The organism is Halomonas sp. 113 (assembly GCF_904067645.1).
GTDB classification, from domain to species: Bacteria; Pseudomonadota; Gammaproteobacteria; order Pseudomonadales; family Halomonadaceae; genus Vreelandella; species Vreelandella titanicae.
Window position 1 is genome coordinate 5,079,805 of the sequence record NZ_LR881453.1, and the last position, 14,091, is coordinate 5,093,895.

Annotated in this window: 15 protein-coding genes; 1 reads left to right on the plus strand and 14 read right to left on the minus strand. The window is 55.2% G+C overall.

Translation table 11 applies throughout. The features are described from left to right. Window positions 1–353: 353 nt before the first annotated feature. Together YERSI8AC_RS23615 and YERSI8AC_RS23620 are read right to left on the minus strand one after the other, a co-directional pair. Entirely contained in the window at window positions 354–1,415 is a 1,062-nt protein-coding gene (locus tag YERSI8AC_RS23615) for a TRAP transporter substrate-binding protein (protein WP_022521252.1), read from the minus strand. A gap of 185 nt (window positions 1,416–1,600) precedes the next feature. Continuing rightward, on the minus strand, window positions 1,601–2,188 hold the full coding sequence (locus YERSI8AC_RS23620) for a TIGR02444 family protein (protein WP_201304263.1): 588 nt from the start codon (window positions 2,186–2,188) through the stop codon (window positions 1,601–1,603). Between the two features lie 29 nt (window positions 2,189–2,217). Here YERSI8AC_RS23620 and YERSI8AC_RS23625 point away from each other — a divergent pair, with 29 nt between their 5' ends. After that, window positions 2,218–4,194, plus strand: coding sequence for an ATP-binding cassette domain-containing protein (locus YERSI8AC_RS23625; RefSeq protein WP_022521250.1), 1,977 nt, complete (start codon window positions 2,218–2,220; stop codon window positions 4,192–4,194). Between the two features lie 81 nt (window positions 4,195–4,275). Here the strand turns inward: YERSI8AC_RS23625 and YERSI8AC_RS23630 are convergent, their stop codons facing one another. The 12 genes from YERSI8AC_RS23630 to YERSI8AC_RS23685 all read right to left on the minus strand — a co-directional run bounded on the left by YERSI8AC_RS23630 (window position 4,276) and on the right by YERSI8AC_RS23685 (window position 13,865). Next, window positions 4,276–4,470, minus strand: coding sequence for a hypothetical protein (locus YERSI8AC_RS23630; protein ID WP_022521249.1), 195 nt, complete (start codon window positions 4,468–4,470; stop codon window positions 4,276–4,278). After that, a complete protein-coding gene (locus tag YERSI8AC_RS23635) occupies window positions 4,467–5,075 on the minus strand; it encodes a zeta toxin family protein (RefSeq protein ID WP_217920557.1) in 609 nt (202 codons plus the stop codon). Before YERSI8AC_RS23635 ends, YERSI8AC_RS23630 begins: the two co-directional genes overlap by 4 nt. Window positions 5,076–5,100: 25 nt before the next feature. Next, window positions 5,101–5,538, minus strand: a complete 438-nt coding sequence (gene dtd / locus YERSI8AC_RS23640; protein WP_027957985.1) for a D-aminoacyl-tRNA deacylase — start codon at window positions 5,536–5,538, stop codon at window positions 5,101–5,103. 46 nt (window positions 5,539–5,584) lie between these two features. After that, entirely contained in the window at window positions 5,585–6,166 is a 582-nt protein-coding gene (locus tag YERSI8AC_RS23645) for a chalcone isomerase family protein (protein ID WP_009286223.1), read from the minus strand. A gap of 105 nt (window positions 6,167–6,271) precedes the next feature. Next, window positions 6,272–7,117, minus strand: coding sequence for a universal stress protein (locus YERSI8AC_RS23650; protein ID WP_022521246.1), 846 nt, complete (start codon window positions 7,115–7,117; stop codon window positions 6,272–6,274). 124 nt (window positions 7,118–7,241) lie between these two features. Next, window positions 7,242–8,072, minus strand: a complete 831-nt coding sequence (thiD, locus tag YERSI8AC_RS23655) for a bifunctional hydroxymethylpyrimidine kinase/phosphomethylpyrimidine kinase (RefSeq protein WP_041157313.1) — start codon at window positions 8,070–8,072, stop codon at window positions 7,242–7,244. A 139-nt stretch (window positions 8,073–8,211) separates the two neighbouring features. Further along, complete coding sequence (locus YERSI8AC_RS23660) at window positions 8,212–9,324, minus strand: TRAP transporter substrate-binding protein (RefSeq protein ID WP_009286225.1); 1,113 nt, start codon at window positions 9,322–9,324, stop codon at window positions 8,212–8,214. A 168-nt stretch (window positions 9,325–9,492) separates the two neighbouring features. Beyond that, entirely contained in the window at window positions 9,493–10,899 is a 1,407-nt protein-coding gene (locus YERSI8AC_RS23665) for a TRAP transporter large permease (protein WP_022521229.1), read from the minus strand. Then, window positions 10,899–11,459 (minus strand): TRAP transporter small permease subunit, encoded by a 561-nt coding sequence (locus tag YERSI8AC_RS23670; protein ID WP_009286227.1) that lies wholly within the window; start codon window positions 11,457–11,459, stop codon window positions 10,899–10,901. The genes YERSI8AC_RS23665 and YERSI8AC_RS23670 overlap by 1 nt, the downstream gene beginning before the upstream one ends. 101 nt (window positions 11,460–11,560) lie before the next feature. Beyond that, entirely contained in the window at window positions 11,561–12,394 is an 834-nt protein-coding gene (locus tag YERSI8AC_RS23675) for an endonuclease/exonuclease/phosphatase family protein (RefSeq protein ID WP_159177993.1), read from the minus strand. A 5-nt stretch (window positions 12,395–12,399) separates the two neighbouring features. Beyond that, window positions 12,400–13,032 (minus strand): thiol:disulfide interchange protein DsbA/DsbL, encoded by a 633-nt coding sequence (locus tag YERSI8AC_RS23680; protein ID WP_053857157.1) that lies wholly within the window; start codon window positions 13,030–13,032, stop codon window positions 12,400–12,402. A gap of 203 nt (window positions 13,033–13,235) precedes the next feature. Further along, on the minus strand, window positions 13,236–13,865 hold the full coding sequence (locus YERSI8AC_RS23685; RefSeq protein ID WP_022521226.1) for a c-type cytochrome: 630 nt from the start codon (window positions 13,863–13,865) through the stop codon (window positions 13,236–13,238). Between the last annotated feature and the right edge of the window lie 226 nt (window positions 13,866–14,091).

Genomic DNA, 14,091 nt, shown 5'->3' on the forward strand with positions numbered 1-14,091 from the left:
GCCGGACTCCTTTTGAACGGCTCTAACGGCAACAGTTACGTGCCGTAGGCACAATAAACACAGCGTTATTCCAGAGCTATCTCAATCCAAGCTATCTCGTCAAAACCCGCCTATTTCCCAACTTGCCTAAACCAGAGCTGCTAGACAAGTCTTACCTCGTGCAAGGCGAGGAGTTAACTAAAGCGTAACGGCTTGCGGCCGCCGATGATTCAACGCTAGATGTACGTAACCCAACGGTAACGATGTCAAACCCCAGCCCGAGTAGCCCCCGCCTAACCGCCGCAAAACAAAAAGGGGCAGCCTTTGCTGCCCCTTGATCAATCAACCGTTCGCCAATGCGGCTTTAAGGATGATTACTCGTTTGTTACGGCTTCAAGGTCAGCTTTAAACTGCTCGAGCAGCTCTTGACCACCTTCACCAGTCATTTCCAGGAAGGCTTCTTCAACCTGCGGGGCACGCTCACGGAAAGCTTGAATTTGCTCTTCGTCGAGACGTGTCACCGTCACTTCATCAGATGCTTCCTGAATTTTCGCTAATGATTCTTCAGCCAAGCCTTTGATATGCTCGATAGTGTGGTCATAGGCAGCTTCAGAGGCTTCATTCACCAACGTTTGATCTTCTTCAGACAAACCTTCGTAGAAGTCCTGGTTGGCCATCATCGCAGTAGTGAACCAGCCGTGACCGGTAAACGTCAGGTGCGGAGACACTTCGTACAAACCGCCAGACTCAATCCAGAAAATCGGGTTCTCTTGACCATCAATGATGCCGGTCTGCAGACCACCGTAGACTTCACCCCAAGGCAACGGCGTCGGCGTTGCACCAAAGGCGTCGTAGGTCTCCGACAACAGCGGGTTGGTCATGGTACGGATTTTCTTATTATCCATATCTTCCGGTGAGCTAATCGGCTCGTCGGTCGTCACGACCATTTCGCCTTCCGGATACATCTTCAGTAGCTCTAGGCCTTGCTCGGCGTAAAGCTCAGGGAACATCTCGTTGATAGCCTTACTTTCGTCGAAGAACGTCAGTACAGTCTCTTCGTCGGTCGGTAGCAGGTAAGGAATAAAGAAGATTTGCGCTTCCGGAATAAGCGCACCGGTAAAGCCAGGCGACTGGTTTACAAACTGCAGAATACCGTTCTGAGTCTGCTCCATAATGTCATCAGACTCGCCCAGCTCACCAAAGCGGTAAACCTGCACGGTGTGGTCTGAGTTATCTTCAATGTACTCTTTAAAAGCATAGGCAAAGACGTCTTGAACGTCGCCTTCATACTCCTCGTGAGCATAGCGCCAGTTGTCTGCTTGAGCAGCGGCGCTTAGACCAAACAGCAGTGCACCCACACTTGCCGTGGTCATTAACTTTGTAGTTACAGACTTTGTAGTTACAGAACGTGTAGAAACGAATTTGCTTGCCTTCATGCGGTGTTCCCCTTGCAGTGGTAAGCGCGCTTTACGAGTGCGCAAGAACCTGGATAAGCCTCGCGTATCTCAACACGACACTGTTGTTCGCTAACCGGTGTTCGCCAACCGGCAATGGTGCTGCTCTATACTGCGTTCTAGCGGGCGAATAGCGCTAGGTATTTCAAATACAGCTTAATTTCAGGCTAGCGCGCTCCTTGGTGAGGGTCAAGCTGGCAAGTAAGCGTTTGTAGCGAATCAAGCCACTCATTTTGCTCCTTTATACTCCCCTCGCCTTGACGGGCACACCTTCCTAAAAACAGTTGTTTTAGCAGCCACTTATCTACATCTAGCGACATTTCAACAACGTTAACCACACGTTCCTCATCGCTGGGCGAGGCCGAAGCCCACGCTTGCCAGCGTTGAAGGTTCTCACGCTCAGCCATCAGTTCGGCCTGTTTGATGGTCTCGCGCAGCGCTTTTACGGACTCGCTTGCTGCCGCTGAGGCTTTTAAGTCTTGGCGTAACCCACGCAATACCTCCGTTACATGGCACTGCCAAAGGTGACGCTGCTCACGCTGGTAAGCCAGCGCTCTAGGTTCGGCTTCCAGACCGCAAGAGTAGAGCCAGCAATGAAACAGCATCTCGCACACATCCAGCCCGGCCTCCTCTTGAAGCTTCAGGCAGGCCGCTTCAACGCCGGGTCTAGCGTAGAGCGTCAGTACAAAATCCCATAACGGTGTCTGCTGTAGGCGCTGCAATCGGGTAGAATCAAGCGTAATAGAATCTCGCATCAAATGACCCACTTTCTTCGGGAGAAGGCATGATCGCACTGCGCCAAGTCGCCTTGCAACGCGGCACGCAAACGCTACTCGACAACGCGGACATTACCCTTAATAACGGGGTAAAGGCCGGGATTATCGGGGCAAACGGCGCCGGTAAATCGAGCCTATTCAAACTGCTGCTCGGCGAGCTTGCGCCCGACCAGGGCGATGTCGAGATGAGTGGCGGCCAGCGCATTGCGCATATGGCCCAGGAAGTTGACGCCCTCGACCGCCCAATTATCGAGTATGTACTCGATGGCGACTTGGCGCTACGCCAAGCAGAAGCTGACTTATTGGCCGCCCAGGAAGCCGGGCAAGCCCACCGCGAAGCCGAACTGCACGGTTTGATTGAGACCCTGGATGGCTACCGTGCGGAGTCGCGTGCGGCGCAATTGCTGGTGGGGCTGGGCTTCGTCCAGGCTGACCTCGCCCGCCCGCTCTCGGCGTTTTCCGGCGGCTGGCGGATGCGGGTCAATCTTGCTCGTACGCTGTTTATGCCTTCCGATCTACTGCTGCTGGATGAGCCTACCAACCACCTGGATCTAGATGCCCTGCTGTGGCTGGAGCAGTGGCTAACCCGCTATCCTGGCACCCTGCTGCTGATTTCCCACGACCGTGACTTTTTAGATGCCGTATGCGATCACATCGTGCATATGCACCACCAAACCCTGGAGCTATACCGCGGCAATTACTCCCAATTCGAGCGCACTCGCGCCGAAAAGCTTGCTCTGCAACAGGCTGAAGCCGCCAAGCAGCAGGCTCGCCGGGAAGAGATCGAACGCTTTATCGCCCGCTTTAAAGCCAAGGCGACCAAGGCCAAGCAGGCACAAAGCCGGGTAAAAATGCTCGAGCGCATGGAAGATATCGCCGTCGCCCATGTGGACTCCCCCTTCCACTTTACGCTGCCCGCCGCCGATAAAACCTCGCATCCTCTGCTGGTGCTTGACCAGGCGCAGCTAGGCTATCGCGGTAAAAAGGGCGACGGCAGTGACGACAACATTCAACTAGACAAGGTCAACGTCACCCTGCTGCCCGGTAGCCGCATTGGCCTGTTAGGCCCCAACGGGGCGGGTAAATCGACGCTGATTAAGTCGCTCACCGGGGAGCTTGAGCTGCTTAACGGCAAGCGCGTACCCGGCGAGCATTTGGCGATTGGGTATTTTGCTCAGCATCAGCTTGAGAGCCTGGATGTTTCATCGACGCCCTTTGTGCATGTCCAGCGCCTCTCGCCCACCGCCAGCGATCAGGATATCCGCAACTTCCTGGGCGGCTTTGGCTTTAAGGGCGATGACGCCTTCGGCACAGTCGCCAACTACTCTGGAGGTGAGAAAGCCCGCCTGGCGCTGGCCCTCGTCGCTTGGCAAAAACCCAACCTGCTGCTGCTCGATGAGCCCACCAACCACCTGGACTTAGAGATGCGCGAGGCGCTGACCCAAGCGCTGGCAAGCTTCGAAGGCACGGTTATTCTGGTCTCCCACGACCGTCACTTACTGCGCGCCACGGTCGATGAGTTCTGGCGGGTGGCGGATCACCGTGTCGAGCCCTTCGATGGTGATTTGGAAGATTACCGGGCTTGGCTTAAAGCGCGCCTGGAAGAGAGCCGTCGGGATTCCCGCGGTGAAAAAGCCGAGCGCCAGAACCAGCAGCCTAGCGGCGACAGCCGAGAAGCGCGTAAAGCATCCCGCAAAGCGGCTGCCGAACTGCGCGAGAAGCTGCGCCCACTGAAAAAGCAGCGCGACCAGGCAGAAAAAGCCATGGAGAAGGCCCAGCACGAGCTTGATAAGGTGGAACAAGTGCTGGCAGACCCTGAGCTCTACACTGACAGCAGCCGCAAAGCCGAACTGACCAAGACGCTGAGTCAGCAGGCAGAGATTAAAGCGCGCCTGGATGAATCAGAGCGGCAGTGGCTCAGCGCCGAAGAGGCGTTGGAGACAATGGAAGCAGAACTGCTCGCCAGTGAAGAGACGGCTAGCTAGCGGAAAGCGAATACTCAACAATAGGGCCAGCTTTCCAACAAAAACGTTACCGGGCCGTCGTGGAATTGGAATGCCTGATCATTAGCTCGTAGAGGAACCCTGGGGATGTGAGATGTCTATTTGGTTCTCGGGAGCGTCACCACCTGCCAACTCAGGTTTGCCGTCTTTCCAAATAACCGCGTACTGGCCAAGTCGACGCTTACGCTCCAATGTTTCTGTCACAGCGGCACGAAGGCTGTTGAGCATTTCCTGCGTGTCGGGTGCAAGCTGGCTCATGACGCTGACTCCTTACAGATTAATTGAAAATACGGATCATTGATTATATCTCGTTTGCTTCCACGCTGCTCAAAGACAAGTTCTGGCATATCGCCATCATTCATAAAACAACGAGCGCGAGTAACACATGGCGCAAATAGCGTTAATAGGTTGCGCAAACTTCGCGGAAATCGGCGCTGAATGTCTTTCGAAGGAATATCGTGGCCGCCATGTGAAACACGCTCTGCAACGCGTAGACGTGACATTTCGACGGAAGGTAGGGCTAGATAAACTAACTCTACGCGCCAACCCTCTGATAGCAGTTGTTTCACCAGCCGCATATAGCTTCGTCCAGATAGTGTTGTTTCAAAGGCAAAGTCATCTCTTTCCTCAATTGCCTGTTGGACTTCGCCCAAGAAAATTCTGCTAGCGGTTAGTAGCTCCCGCTCTGGCGCCAGCGGAGAGAGACCTGCAGCAATCAAGTCAGCATTGATAAACCGGGAGCAATGCGCTACCTGAGGGAGATAATGAAGTGCGAAGGTCGTCTTACCGGCTCCATTAGGCCCAGCAACGATCCAGCAAGTGGGTGGCTGAGTATTCGATGTAATGACGACTCTCCTTTCCAGCGAAGGATATTTGCAAAGTAAACAACTAGCTTTCCAGCAAAAACGTTACCGGGCCGTCGTTAATTAGCGCCACCTGCATATCGGCGCCAAATTCACCGGTGGCGACGTGCGGCCAGGCAGTACGGGTCTGGGTAACCAGCAAGTTGAATAGCTCTTCACCCTGGGCGGGAGGAGCGGCGCTGGAGAAGCCCGGCCGCAGCCCCTTACGGGTATCCGCCGCCAGGGTGAACTGGGAGACGAGCAGCAGACCACCGTTCACCTGCTGCAGGTTGTGATTCATTTTACCTTCGGCGTCGCTGAATACCCTGTAGTGGAGGAGCTTGTGCAGCAGTTTTTCCACGCTAGTCCCGTCATCGTGCTTCTCCACTCCTATCAGCGCCAGCAGTCCATGGTCGATACTGCCGACGATTTCGCCCTCCACTTCCACGCTGGCGCGCTTCACGCGCTGAATGAGTGCCTTCAAAACGTCTCTCTCCCCACTAGCAAACGGCCATTATAACGACCGCTCGTTAATTTTTCCCTAGCAGGGCATTGCGAAAATCTTCACCCAAAGGCCGCTCACCCAGCCAGATACCGAACATGGCGCTAGCCAGCTCTGCGTTACCACCCTCATATAATGTTTCGCCGTTTAGCGCCAGGCGCAGCGTGTCACCGTCCCAACTTAGCACATAGTGATCTTGCGGCTTGACGTCCTGGTAGCTTTGGTTAAATGCCTCAACCTCTGCTTCCAACTGGGAAAATTCATAGGCGGTGAGGCTCTTCTGAAGGCTTTCTGTGGTGGCTTCAGAGAAGTCAGGGGCGTCGATGGCATGGAAATAAGCAAGCTCCAAACGCCTTGGAACGTCACTCAACGGCTGTGGCTCGGATTCGCCTGCCTGGTAGTAGGCGCCCGCATAGGCCGTCCAGATCATGTAGCGAAACACGCCACTACCAATAAGGCTATAGCGCTGGCCGTGCTCCTCTACCGTGCGCTCAAACACTTCGCCTTTTTCCGTCACACTGTTGGCCATCGCCCAAGGCGTTAGCGATAGGCCAGCTAACAGCAGTGACCATTGTATGGCGCGCCTAGCCCCTAATAAGCATATAGACATAGAACCTCCTCATGGCAGTATATCTATACATACCAACACACCATATAAAGGTTCCGTACAATATATATGATTGGCCGTTCACTACTGATTATTAACACCACCCACTTACCAGGCACGGCAGAGCATTAAATCGCAGTGCGGTTCACACAGGAGCATCTCGGTTAGCTGGCTGGTGTGGTGGGGCTGACCGCGACTGCCGATCATCACGAGATCGGGCGTGTGGCGCTTCATATATGCTTGCAGCACATCACAGGGCGCGCCTTGTTCTAACACCAACTCCACATCGGGAACTCCTTCTAACTCGCGTATCAGGCTATCGACTTCGTTACTCAACTGCTCACGCAGACGCTGCACTTCATGTTCACGCCAATGGGCGTAATAGGCTTGCGAACCCAACTCGCGCTCGCCGGGCAGTGTCCAGGCGTGCAACAGTGTCAGCGTGGCTTCAGGGAAGCGAATCAGCGCCTCTTTCAAGGTATGCCGCGCCGTCAGTGAAAAATCGATGGGCACCAAAATATGCTGCCAGGGCTGGGTCGGCTGGTGAGAAGAGACCACCACAGGGCATGGAGCACTGCGCAGCACGCGCATTACCGTGGTACCCGCCAGCAGGTCTTTTTGCCCGCGCTTGCGATGCATGCCCAGCACAATCAGCTCGGCGTTGCGCTCATGAGCTTCGCGGACGATTTCAACGTGAGGCGAGCCGGTCACGGTCTGGATCAGCGTTTTCGGCGCCTCTAGGGCGTAGTCTTCGCGTAGATCCGTCAACATGGTAGTGATGTCTTCCACTACCGCGCTCTCGACATCCAGCAGCACACGCCTGGGTAGATAAGGATCCAACACGTGCAGCACGTCTAGCTGAACACCCTGGGCATAGGCCAAACGTAACGCCCGAGCAAAAGCGGCGCGATTATCAGCGGAAAGATCGGTGGCAAACAGAATGGTGCGAGGCATGGCGAAACGCTCCTCGGCTGAGCAGCTCAGCCTTACAAGCCGTTAAGCAAACACTCCTTAGCATGGTGTGCAATGTCCATTCTCGCAAGCACTGTTGCCCAAATGCCACTGGCTACAGCTAGCATCACCACCAAGCGTGAAAATGGTGCACCGGGCCGCGTCCTTTCCCCACGTTTAAGCGCACGCTCGCCTCCAGGGCTGCGTGCAGCCACTGCTTGGCATCACTGATAGCGGCTACCGGGGCATCCCCTTCGGCATACACGGGTAGCTTCGCCAAGCAGGCGGCGATCGCTGAGGAGAGCGCACAGCCGGTACCGTGCAAATTGTCGGTATCGATTCGCGAGGCGGGCAACCACTCATGACCATTGGGGGTTGCCAGCAAGTCTGGGCAGGTTTCCCCGCGCAGATGGCCGCCTTTCAGCACCACATAGGGCGCGCCCAATTGCGTTAACCCCGGCAGCATCGCTTCCATGGCGTCTAAACTGGTGGGCGACGGCGTGTCGAGCAATACAGCGGCTTCCGGCAGATTGGGGGTAATCACATCGGCTAGCGGCACGAGAATATCGCGGACTGCATGAATACCGGCGTCGTCGACCAGAACATCCCCGCTCTTGGCGACCATCACAGGGTCGAGCACAATCCAGCGTGGGCGGCGCTGACGCAGCACATCAGCAATAACCTCGGCGACTTCACGGCTCGCCACCATGCCAATTTTAACCGCGTCTATCACCACATCATCCAGCAGGTGTTCCAACTGCTCGCGTATGGCCTGAGGCGAAACGGGGTACACCGAGGCCACCCTGCAGGTATTCTGGGCAATCACCGCGGTAATCACGTTGGTGCCGTAAACGCCAAGGGCTGAAAAGGTTTTTAGATCTCCCTGCAGCCCGGCGCCCCCCGAGGGATCGGAGCCGGCGATGGTAAGCACATTGCGAAGACGGGAATGGGTAGACATGGGGCTCCTTCACGGCAAAAACGTCACTGTACGCCTAGGATACCCAAGCTGGGCGACTTATGCTGCCGAAAACGTACATACCAAACACACTAACGAGCCGCCCGAAGGCGGCTCGTTAGTGTGTATCAAGCACGGCAAACTATTGCGCGGTGTCACCTTCCGGGTTGCGGGCGTTGTAATACGCCTGCTCGGAGATGGCGTGGTAATCCTCGACCTTCTCCTGGAACGCTTGATAGGAGTCATAGATACGCGTAGCTAATTCGCTCGATTCAGCCAGCTCGGCGACCACATCTTGAGAGTGCTCACGCGCCTGGGCCAGTACGTCATCGGGAATGCGGCGTAGCTCAACATCGTGCTCGTTCACCAGGGTTTCCAGCGCATCGTTGTTACGTGCGGTGTACTCATCCAGTACGCTCTGGTTAATGTCGCTAATAGCGGTACGCAGGATCGCCTGCAAATCCGCTGGCAGCTCCGCGAAAGCCTCTTCGTTGACAATCGCCTCAAACATGACCGTCGGCTCGTGCCAGCCTGGGTAGTAATAATAGTCGGCGGCTTGATGTAGTCCGAATGCCAGGTCGTTGTAAGGGCCAATCCACTCTGTTGCGTCAATCGCACCGGATTGCAGCGAAGTAAAGATCTCGCCACCCGGCATATTCACAATCGCGACCCCCATGCGGCTCATCACTTCGCCACCCAGGCCCGGCATACGCATTTTCAGTCCGTCGAGGTCGGCAACCGAATTGATCTCTTTGTTGTACCAGCCCCCCATCTGCACGCCTGAGGCACCCGCCACCATGACGTCAACGCCGAAGTCATCGTAGAGCTCGTTCCACAACTCCATACCGCCGCCATAGCTTAGCCAAGCGTTCATCTCTTGTGCATTCATGCCAAACGGCACGGCAGCAAAGAACTGCGCAGCAGGCGCTTTGCCTTTCCAGTAGTAGGAGGCGGAGTGGCCTAGCTCAGCGGTACCGTCAGAAACGGCGTCAAACACCTCAAACCCCGGTACCAACTGGCCAGCACCGAAGACTTCAATGGTCAGGCGGCCATCCGACATTTCATCGACCAGCTGGGATAACCGCTCGGGACCCTGACCAACACCTGGGAAATTTTTCGGCCAGGAGGTGACCATTTTCCAACGGAATTCTTCCTCTTGCGCCTGGGCGTGATTATCAACGCTAGAGACTGCCAACAAACTGGCGGAAAGTGCAGTCGTCATGGCGATGGCAGTAGGGAGTGTCTTGGCTTTCATACAATAACCCTCTTACTTTCTATTATTACTATTATGAGTAGGGAATACTCCGCCTAGCGTAGAACACTAGGCGGTTTACTTCAGGCCATTAATGGCTATTTACTGCTTATTAATTAGGTTGCCACTTCTTAACGTTGATAGCAGCGATGTTTTTCAACTAACCCTTTATTAGCCAAACTGCGCTGGCAGCCACGTTGCCAACTGCGGGAAGAACGTTAGCATCAGCAACATACCCAGTTGCATTAGGATAAACGGGATAACGCCACGGTAAATAGCCGAGGTAGATACAGATGGCGGCGCTACGCCACGCAGATAGAACAGCGCAAAGCCGAACGGCGGCGTTAAGAACGACGTTTGTAGGTTAATCGCGATCATGATGCCCAGCCAAATCGGGTCAAGGCCCATGGCAAGCAAGATCGGCCCGACAATGGGCACCACCACAAAGGTGATTTCGATAAAGTCGAGAATAAAGCCGAGCAAAAAGATCACCAGCATAACGATGATCGTCGCGCCGACCACCCCACCAGGCATACCCTCGAACAGTTCGGTCACCATGTGTTCGCCGCCGTAAGCGCGAAACACCAGCGAAAACAGCGCTGCACCGATCAGGATCAAAAACACCATGGTAGTCACGTGAGTGGTCGAACGCAGCACGTCCTTCAACGTCGCCCAATCGAGCTGACGATAAGCCAGCGCCAGTACTAAAGCGCCGAAGGCGCCTACCGCTGAAGCCTCGGTCGGCGTGGCAAAACCACTAAGAATCGAGCCCAGTACCGCCACAATCAGCACCACCGGTGGCACCAGCCCTTTGAGCAGTAGCATGCCAATCCCTGAGGTATGACCAAGCTCGGCCATCAACTCTTCACGGTCGGCAGCAGGCGCCATATGCGGACGCAACCAGGCCACCAGGGCCACATAGACCATGTACATCACGACCAGAAGTAGCCCAGGCACCAGCGCGCCCATAAACAGGTCGCCCACGGAGACCGTTTTAGGGCTGAAGATACCCATATCCAACTGCGCCTGCTGATACGCCGATGACAGCACATCACCAAGCAGTACCAAGGCAATGGAAGGCGGAATAATCTGCCCCAGAGTGCCGGTGGCGCAGATGGTGCCGGTTGCCAACGAGGTGCTGTAGCCACGCTTTAGCATGGTGGGAAGCGACATCAGCCCCATGGTGACCACCGTGGCCCCCACAATACCGGTAGAGGCAGCCATCAGCATACCCACCAGGGTCACCGAAATACCCAGGCCACCGCGCATGGCACCAAACAGCAGGGCCATGGCATCCAGCAGCGTCTCAGCCACTTTGGATTTTTCCAGCAACACGCCCATCAAGACAAATAGCGGCACCGCCAACAGCGTTTGGTTGGTCATTATGCCGTAGAGCCGGTTGGGCAAGGCGGCAAGATAGCCACTATCAAAGTTAGCGTCGATACCGATGGCTTCCAACCCGAGTCCCATTCCGGCAAACAGCAGCGCCGTGCCCGCCAGCGAAAGCGCCACGGGAAAGCCGAACATCAACACAATACAGATAACGGCAAATAAAATAACTGGCATAAATTCCAGCATCAAACACGCTCCTCAAGGTGATTGCCACCAGCAGCTCCCGGCGTTATCCGCCCGGTCATCACGTAGCCATTGCGCACAATTTCAATCACGCCTTGCACGATCATCAGCACGGCAAACAACGGTATCAAGGTTTTCAGAGCGTAGACTGCCGGAATACCGCCGTAATCGGAGGAGGTCTCCAGAATACGCCAGGAGTTGGCCACGTAGCCCAGACTGGAAGCGATGATAAAGACCATCACTGGAATCAATAGCGTGATAATGCCCACCACATTGATTAACGCCTGGCGACGCGGGGTCATGCCTCGATAGAAGATATCCACCCGCACGTGGCCGTCGTGGCGAAACGTATAGGCGGCAGCGAGCATAAACACGCTGGCGTGCATATACATCACTAGTTCTTGCATGAAGATGCTATTCACACTGAAGGCATAGCGAAGCAGTACAATCGCGAACTGAATCAACATCATAAGGATGATCAGCCACGCAAGGGTACGCCCGAACCATTCGGAAGCGCGGTCCAGCGCACCAATAAAAGCAGGTAGTTGTGTTGTGTCCGACATGGGAGTGTCTCGCGTAAAACGGCTAAGGGGATCAGCGTCCCAGACAATAGCGCATATACGCGGACAATGCAGCGCTCACGGAGTGCACAGCGTGCTTATTATTAAACGCTTGAACGAATTGCCGCTAAACAGGCCTCGGGCAAGGGTAAATCGACAGCAATCGGCAGGTGGTCAGAGAAGAGATGATCCAGCACCCGCACTTCGGCGGCCTCTAACGATTGCGAAAGCAGAATATGATCCAACGCATGGCGCGGCTGCCAGGAGGGGTAACTGAACAGGGGTTTAACCGGGTGCAGCGGTAGCGACGCACTAAAACGCTCGTGAGCGTGCAGTTGGTCAGGGGTGCAGTTGAGATCCCCCATGACCACCACGTGGCGCAGTGGTTGAATGATATCGCTTAAGTAGTTGAGCTGACGCACCCGGCCGCGGTGGCTTAGCGCCAGGTGGGCAACAAAGATATGCAGCGCATCAGGCCCTTCGCCAAAGCGGGCGTGAATCGCACCGCGCCCTGGCATTGCCCCCGGCAAACGGTGCTCTTCTATTTGGCTGGGTACCAAGCGCGAGAGTAAACCGTTACTGTGCTGGGCAATGTGCCCCAGATTGCGATTGAGCTGCTGAACATGATGGGGAAACCCCGCTTGGGCAGCGAGATACTCCACCTGATTGACGCGGCTTGAGCGAAAACTACCGCCATCGACCTCTTGCAGCCCCACCACGTCAAACTTGCTCAGCACTTCGCCCATCACGTCCAGCCGCTTCTGGCGACGCGGGTTGGGCAGTAGGTGCTGCCAACTGCGCGTAAGATAGTGATGGTACGCCGAGGTCTGGATGCCCACCTGCAAATTAAAGGTCAGCAAACGCAAGTGCCCATCTTCAAACAGCGTCGAGTGTGAGCCATTGATGGCTGTTGTGTCACGCTCCCTCGCTTCACGCAACACGGTTACTCTGTGCGCTCTTCACGCACCTGCTCAACCAACGCTTCAGCGACTTTCGGCATGTTTTCCAGGCTACCGGCTGAGCTCGGCGTCACCAGAAAACGGCCATCAATCACCAGGGCAGGCACACCCATTAACTTCATTTTGCGCATACGGTTATTGGCATCATTCACTTCGCTACGCACACCAAAGTCAGTCAGCGCTTGCTTGGCCTCTTCTTCGCTGACGCCGTAGTTGGCAAAGAAAGCAGCAATCTCATCGGGCTCTGTGAGCGACTGATTTTCCTGATGAATGGCGTTAAAGAAGTCGGCGTGTAGCTCCTCTTCGATACCCAGCGACTCAGCTGCATAGAATGCTGTAGCGTGGGTATTCCAATCCCCACCCATGGTGGCGGGCATTTTGACGACACTAACGTCATCGTCCAGGGTCTCGTACCACTCATTAATCGGCGTTTGCAGGCGGTAGCAGTGCGGGCAGCCAAACCAAAATACTTCGGTGACTTCAATTTGCCCGTCATCAACCTGGGTTTCTACCGGCGTTTCAAGCAGCTCATAATGTTGGCCTTCAACCACTTCCTGGGCACTCACTGCCGCAGAAAGCCCCAAACCGGCCAGTGCGACCATTAACGTTTTAAACATCGCTCGCGTTTTAGACATTGTAAAAGTTTCTCCATGGGTAAGCGAAGGGTGAGACCGTGGATACATTAGCGGGTTCCCTCAGTTAGCAAACGTTGCCAAGAACGTTGCCTAGTGAGAACCCGCAAACGGCATAAGGAAGTATGTAGGCTGTCTATGTGTGGTTTTAAACGCCCAGGGTTAGAACGTTAGTTCAAACCCAACACTTAGTTTAAACCCAATACATAGTTAGCCACTGCTTCCATATCGTTGTCGCTCATTTTTGAAGCGATGTCGCCCATGATGTTATTGGGGCTATTGTTACGATCACCTGAGGCGAATGCCTGCAACGTTGAGACCGTGTACTGAGCGTGCTGCCCAGATAGACCGGGGTAAACGGCGCTGCCGATACCGACACCCGTTGGCGTATGGCAGGCTGAACAGGCAGGAATGCCCTTGGACATATCACCAGCGCGGTAAAGCTCTTCACCGCGAGCCAGCAACTCAGCGTCTTCGTCGCTGGTCTGGCCCAAGTTGGCATCCTGGCGCGCAAAGTGTGCTGCCACATCCCAGGCATCCTGGTCGGAGAAGTCATCCACTTGGCCGGCCATTTGGGGAACCATGCGGTTGCCGTCGCGGATATCCATAATCTGTTTCGCCAGATAGGACATCTGCTGACCCGCTAGATTAGGGAAAGCGCCCGATGGGCTAATGCCCTGTTGCCCATGACAGGCGGCACAGGTCTGGGCCATTTCCTGGCCAGCGGATGCGTCAGCATCAGCTTGATAGTCCGTTTGAGCGTGGGCGATGCCAACGGCGCCCATGGTAATTGCTAGGCTTGCCAGTAACTTTCTCATTGCTATTCCACTATGCCGTTTTATGTTTGACTGGTACGCACCCTGGGCGCTTCCCAGGTTTCACAAGTTACCAGGGTTAGCTCCGCCAATACCAACCTTCGCTAATACCAACAACGTATCGCGATGGTACACTAGCGCCCCAGGTCGCAGATATAAACCGCTTGCATTATAACGAATCACCCCAGCGGCGGGAATGCAAGTGCTGGACTGCTTTAGGGGTAATTCG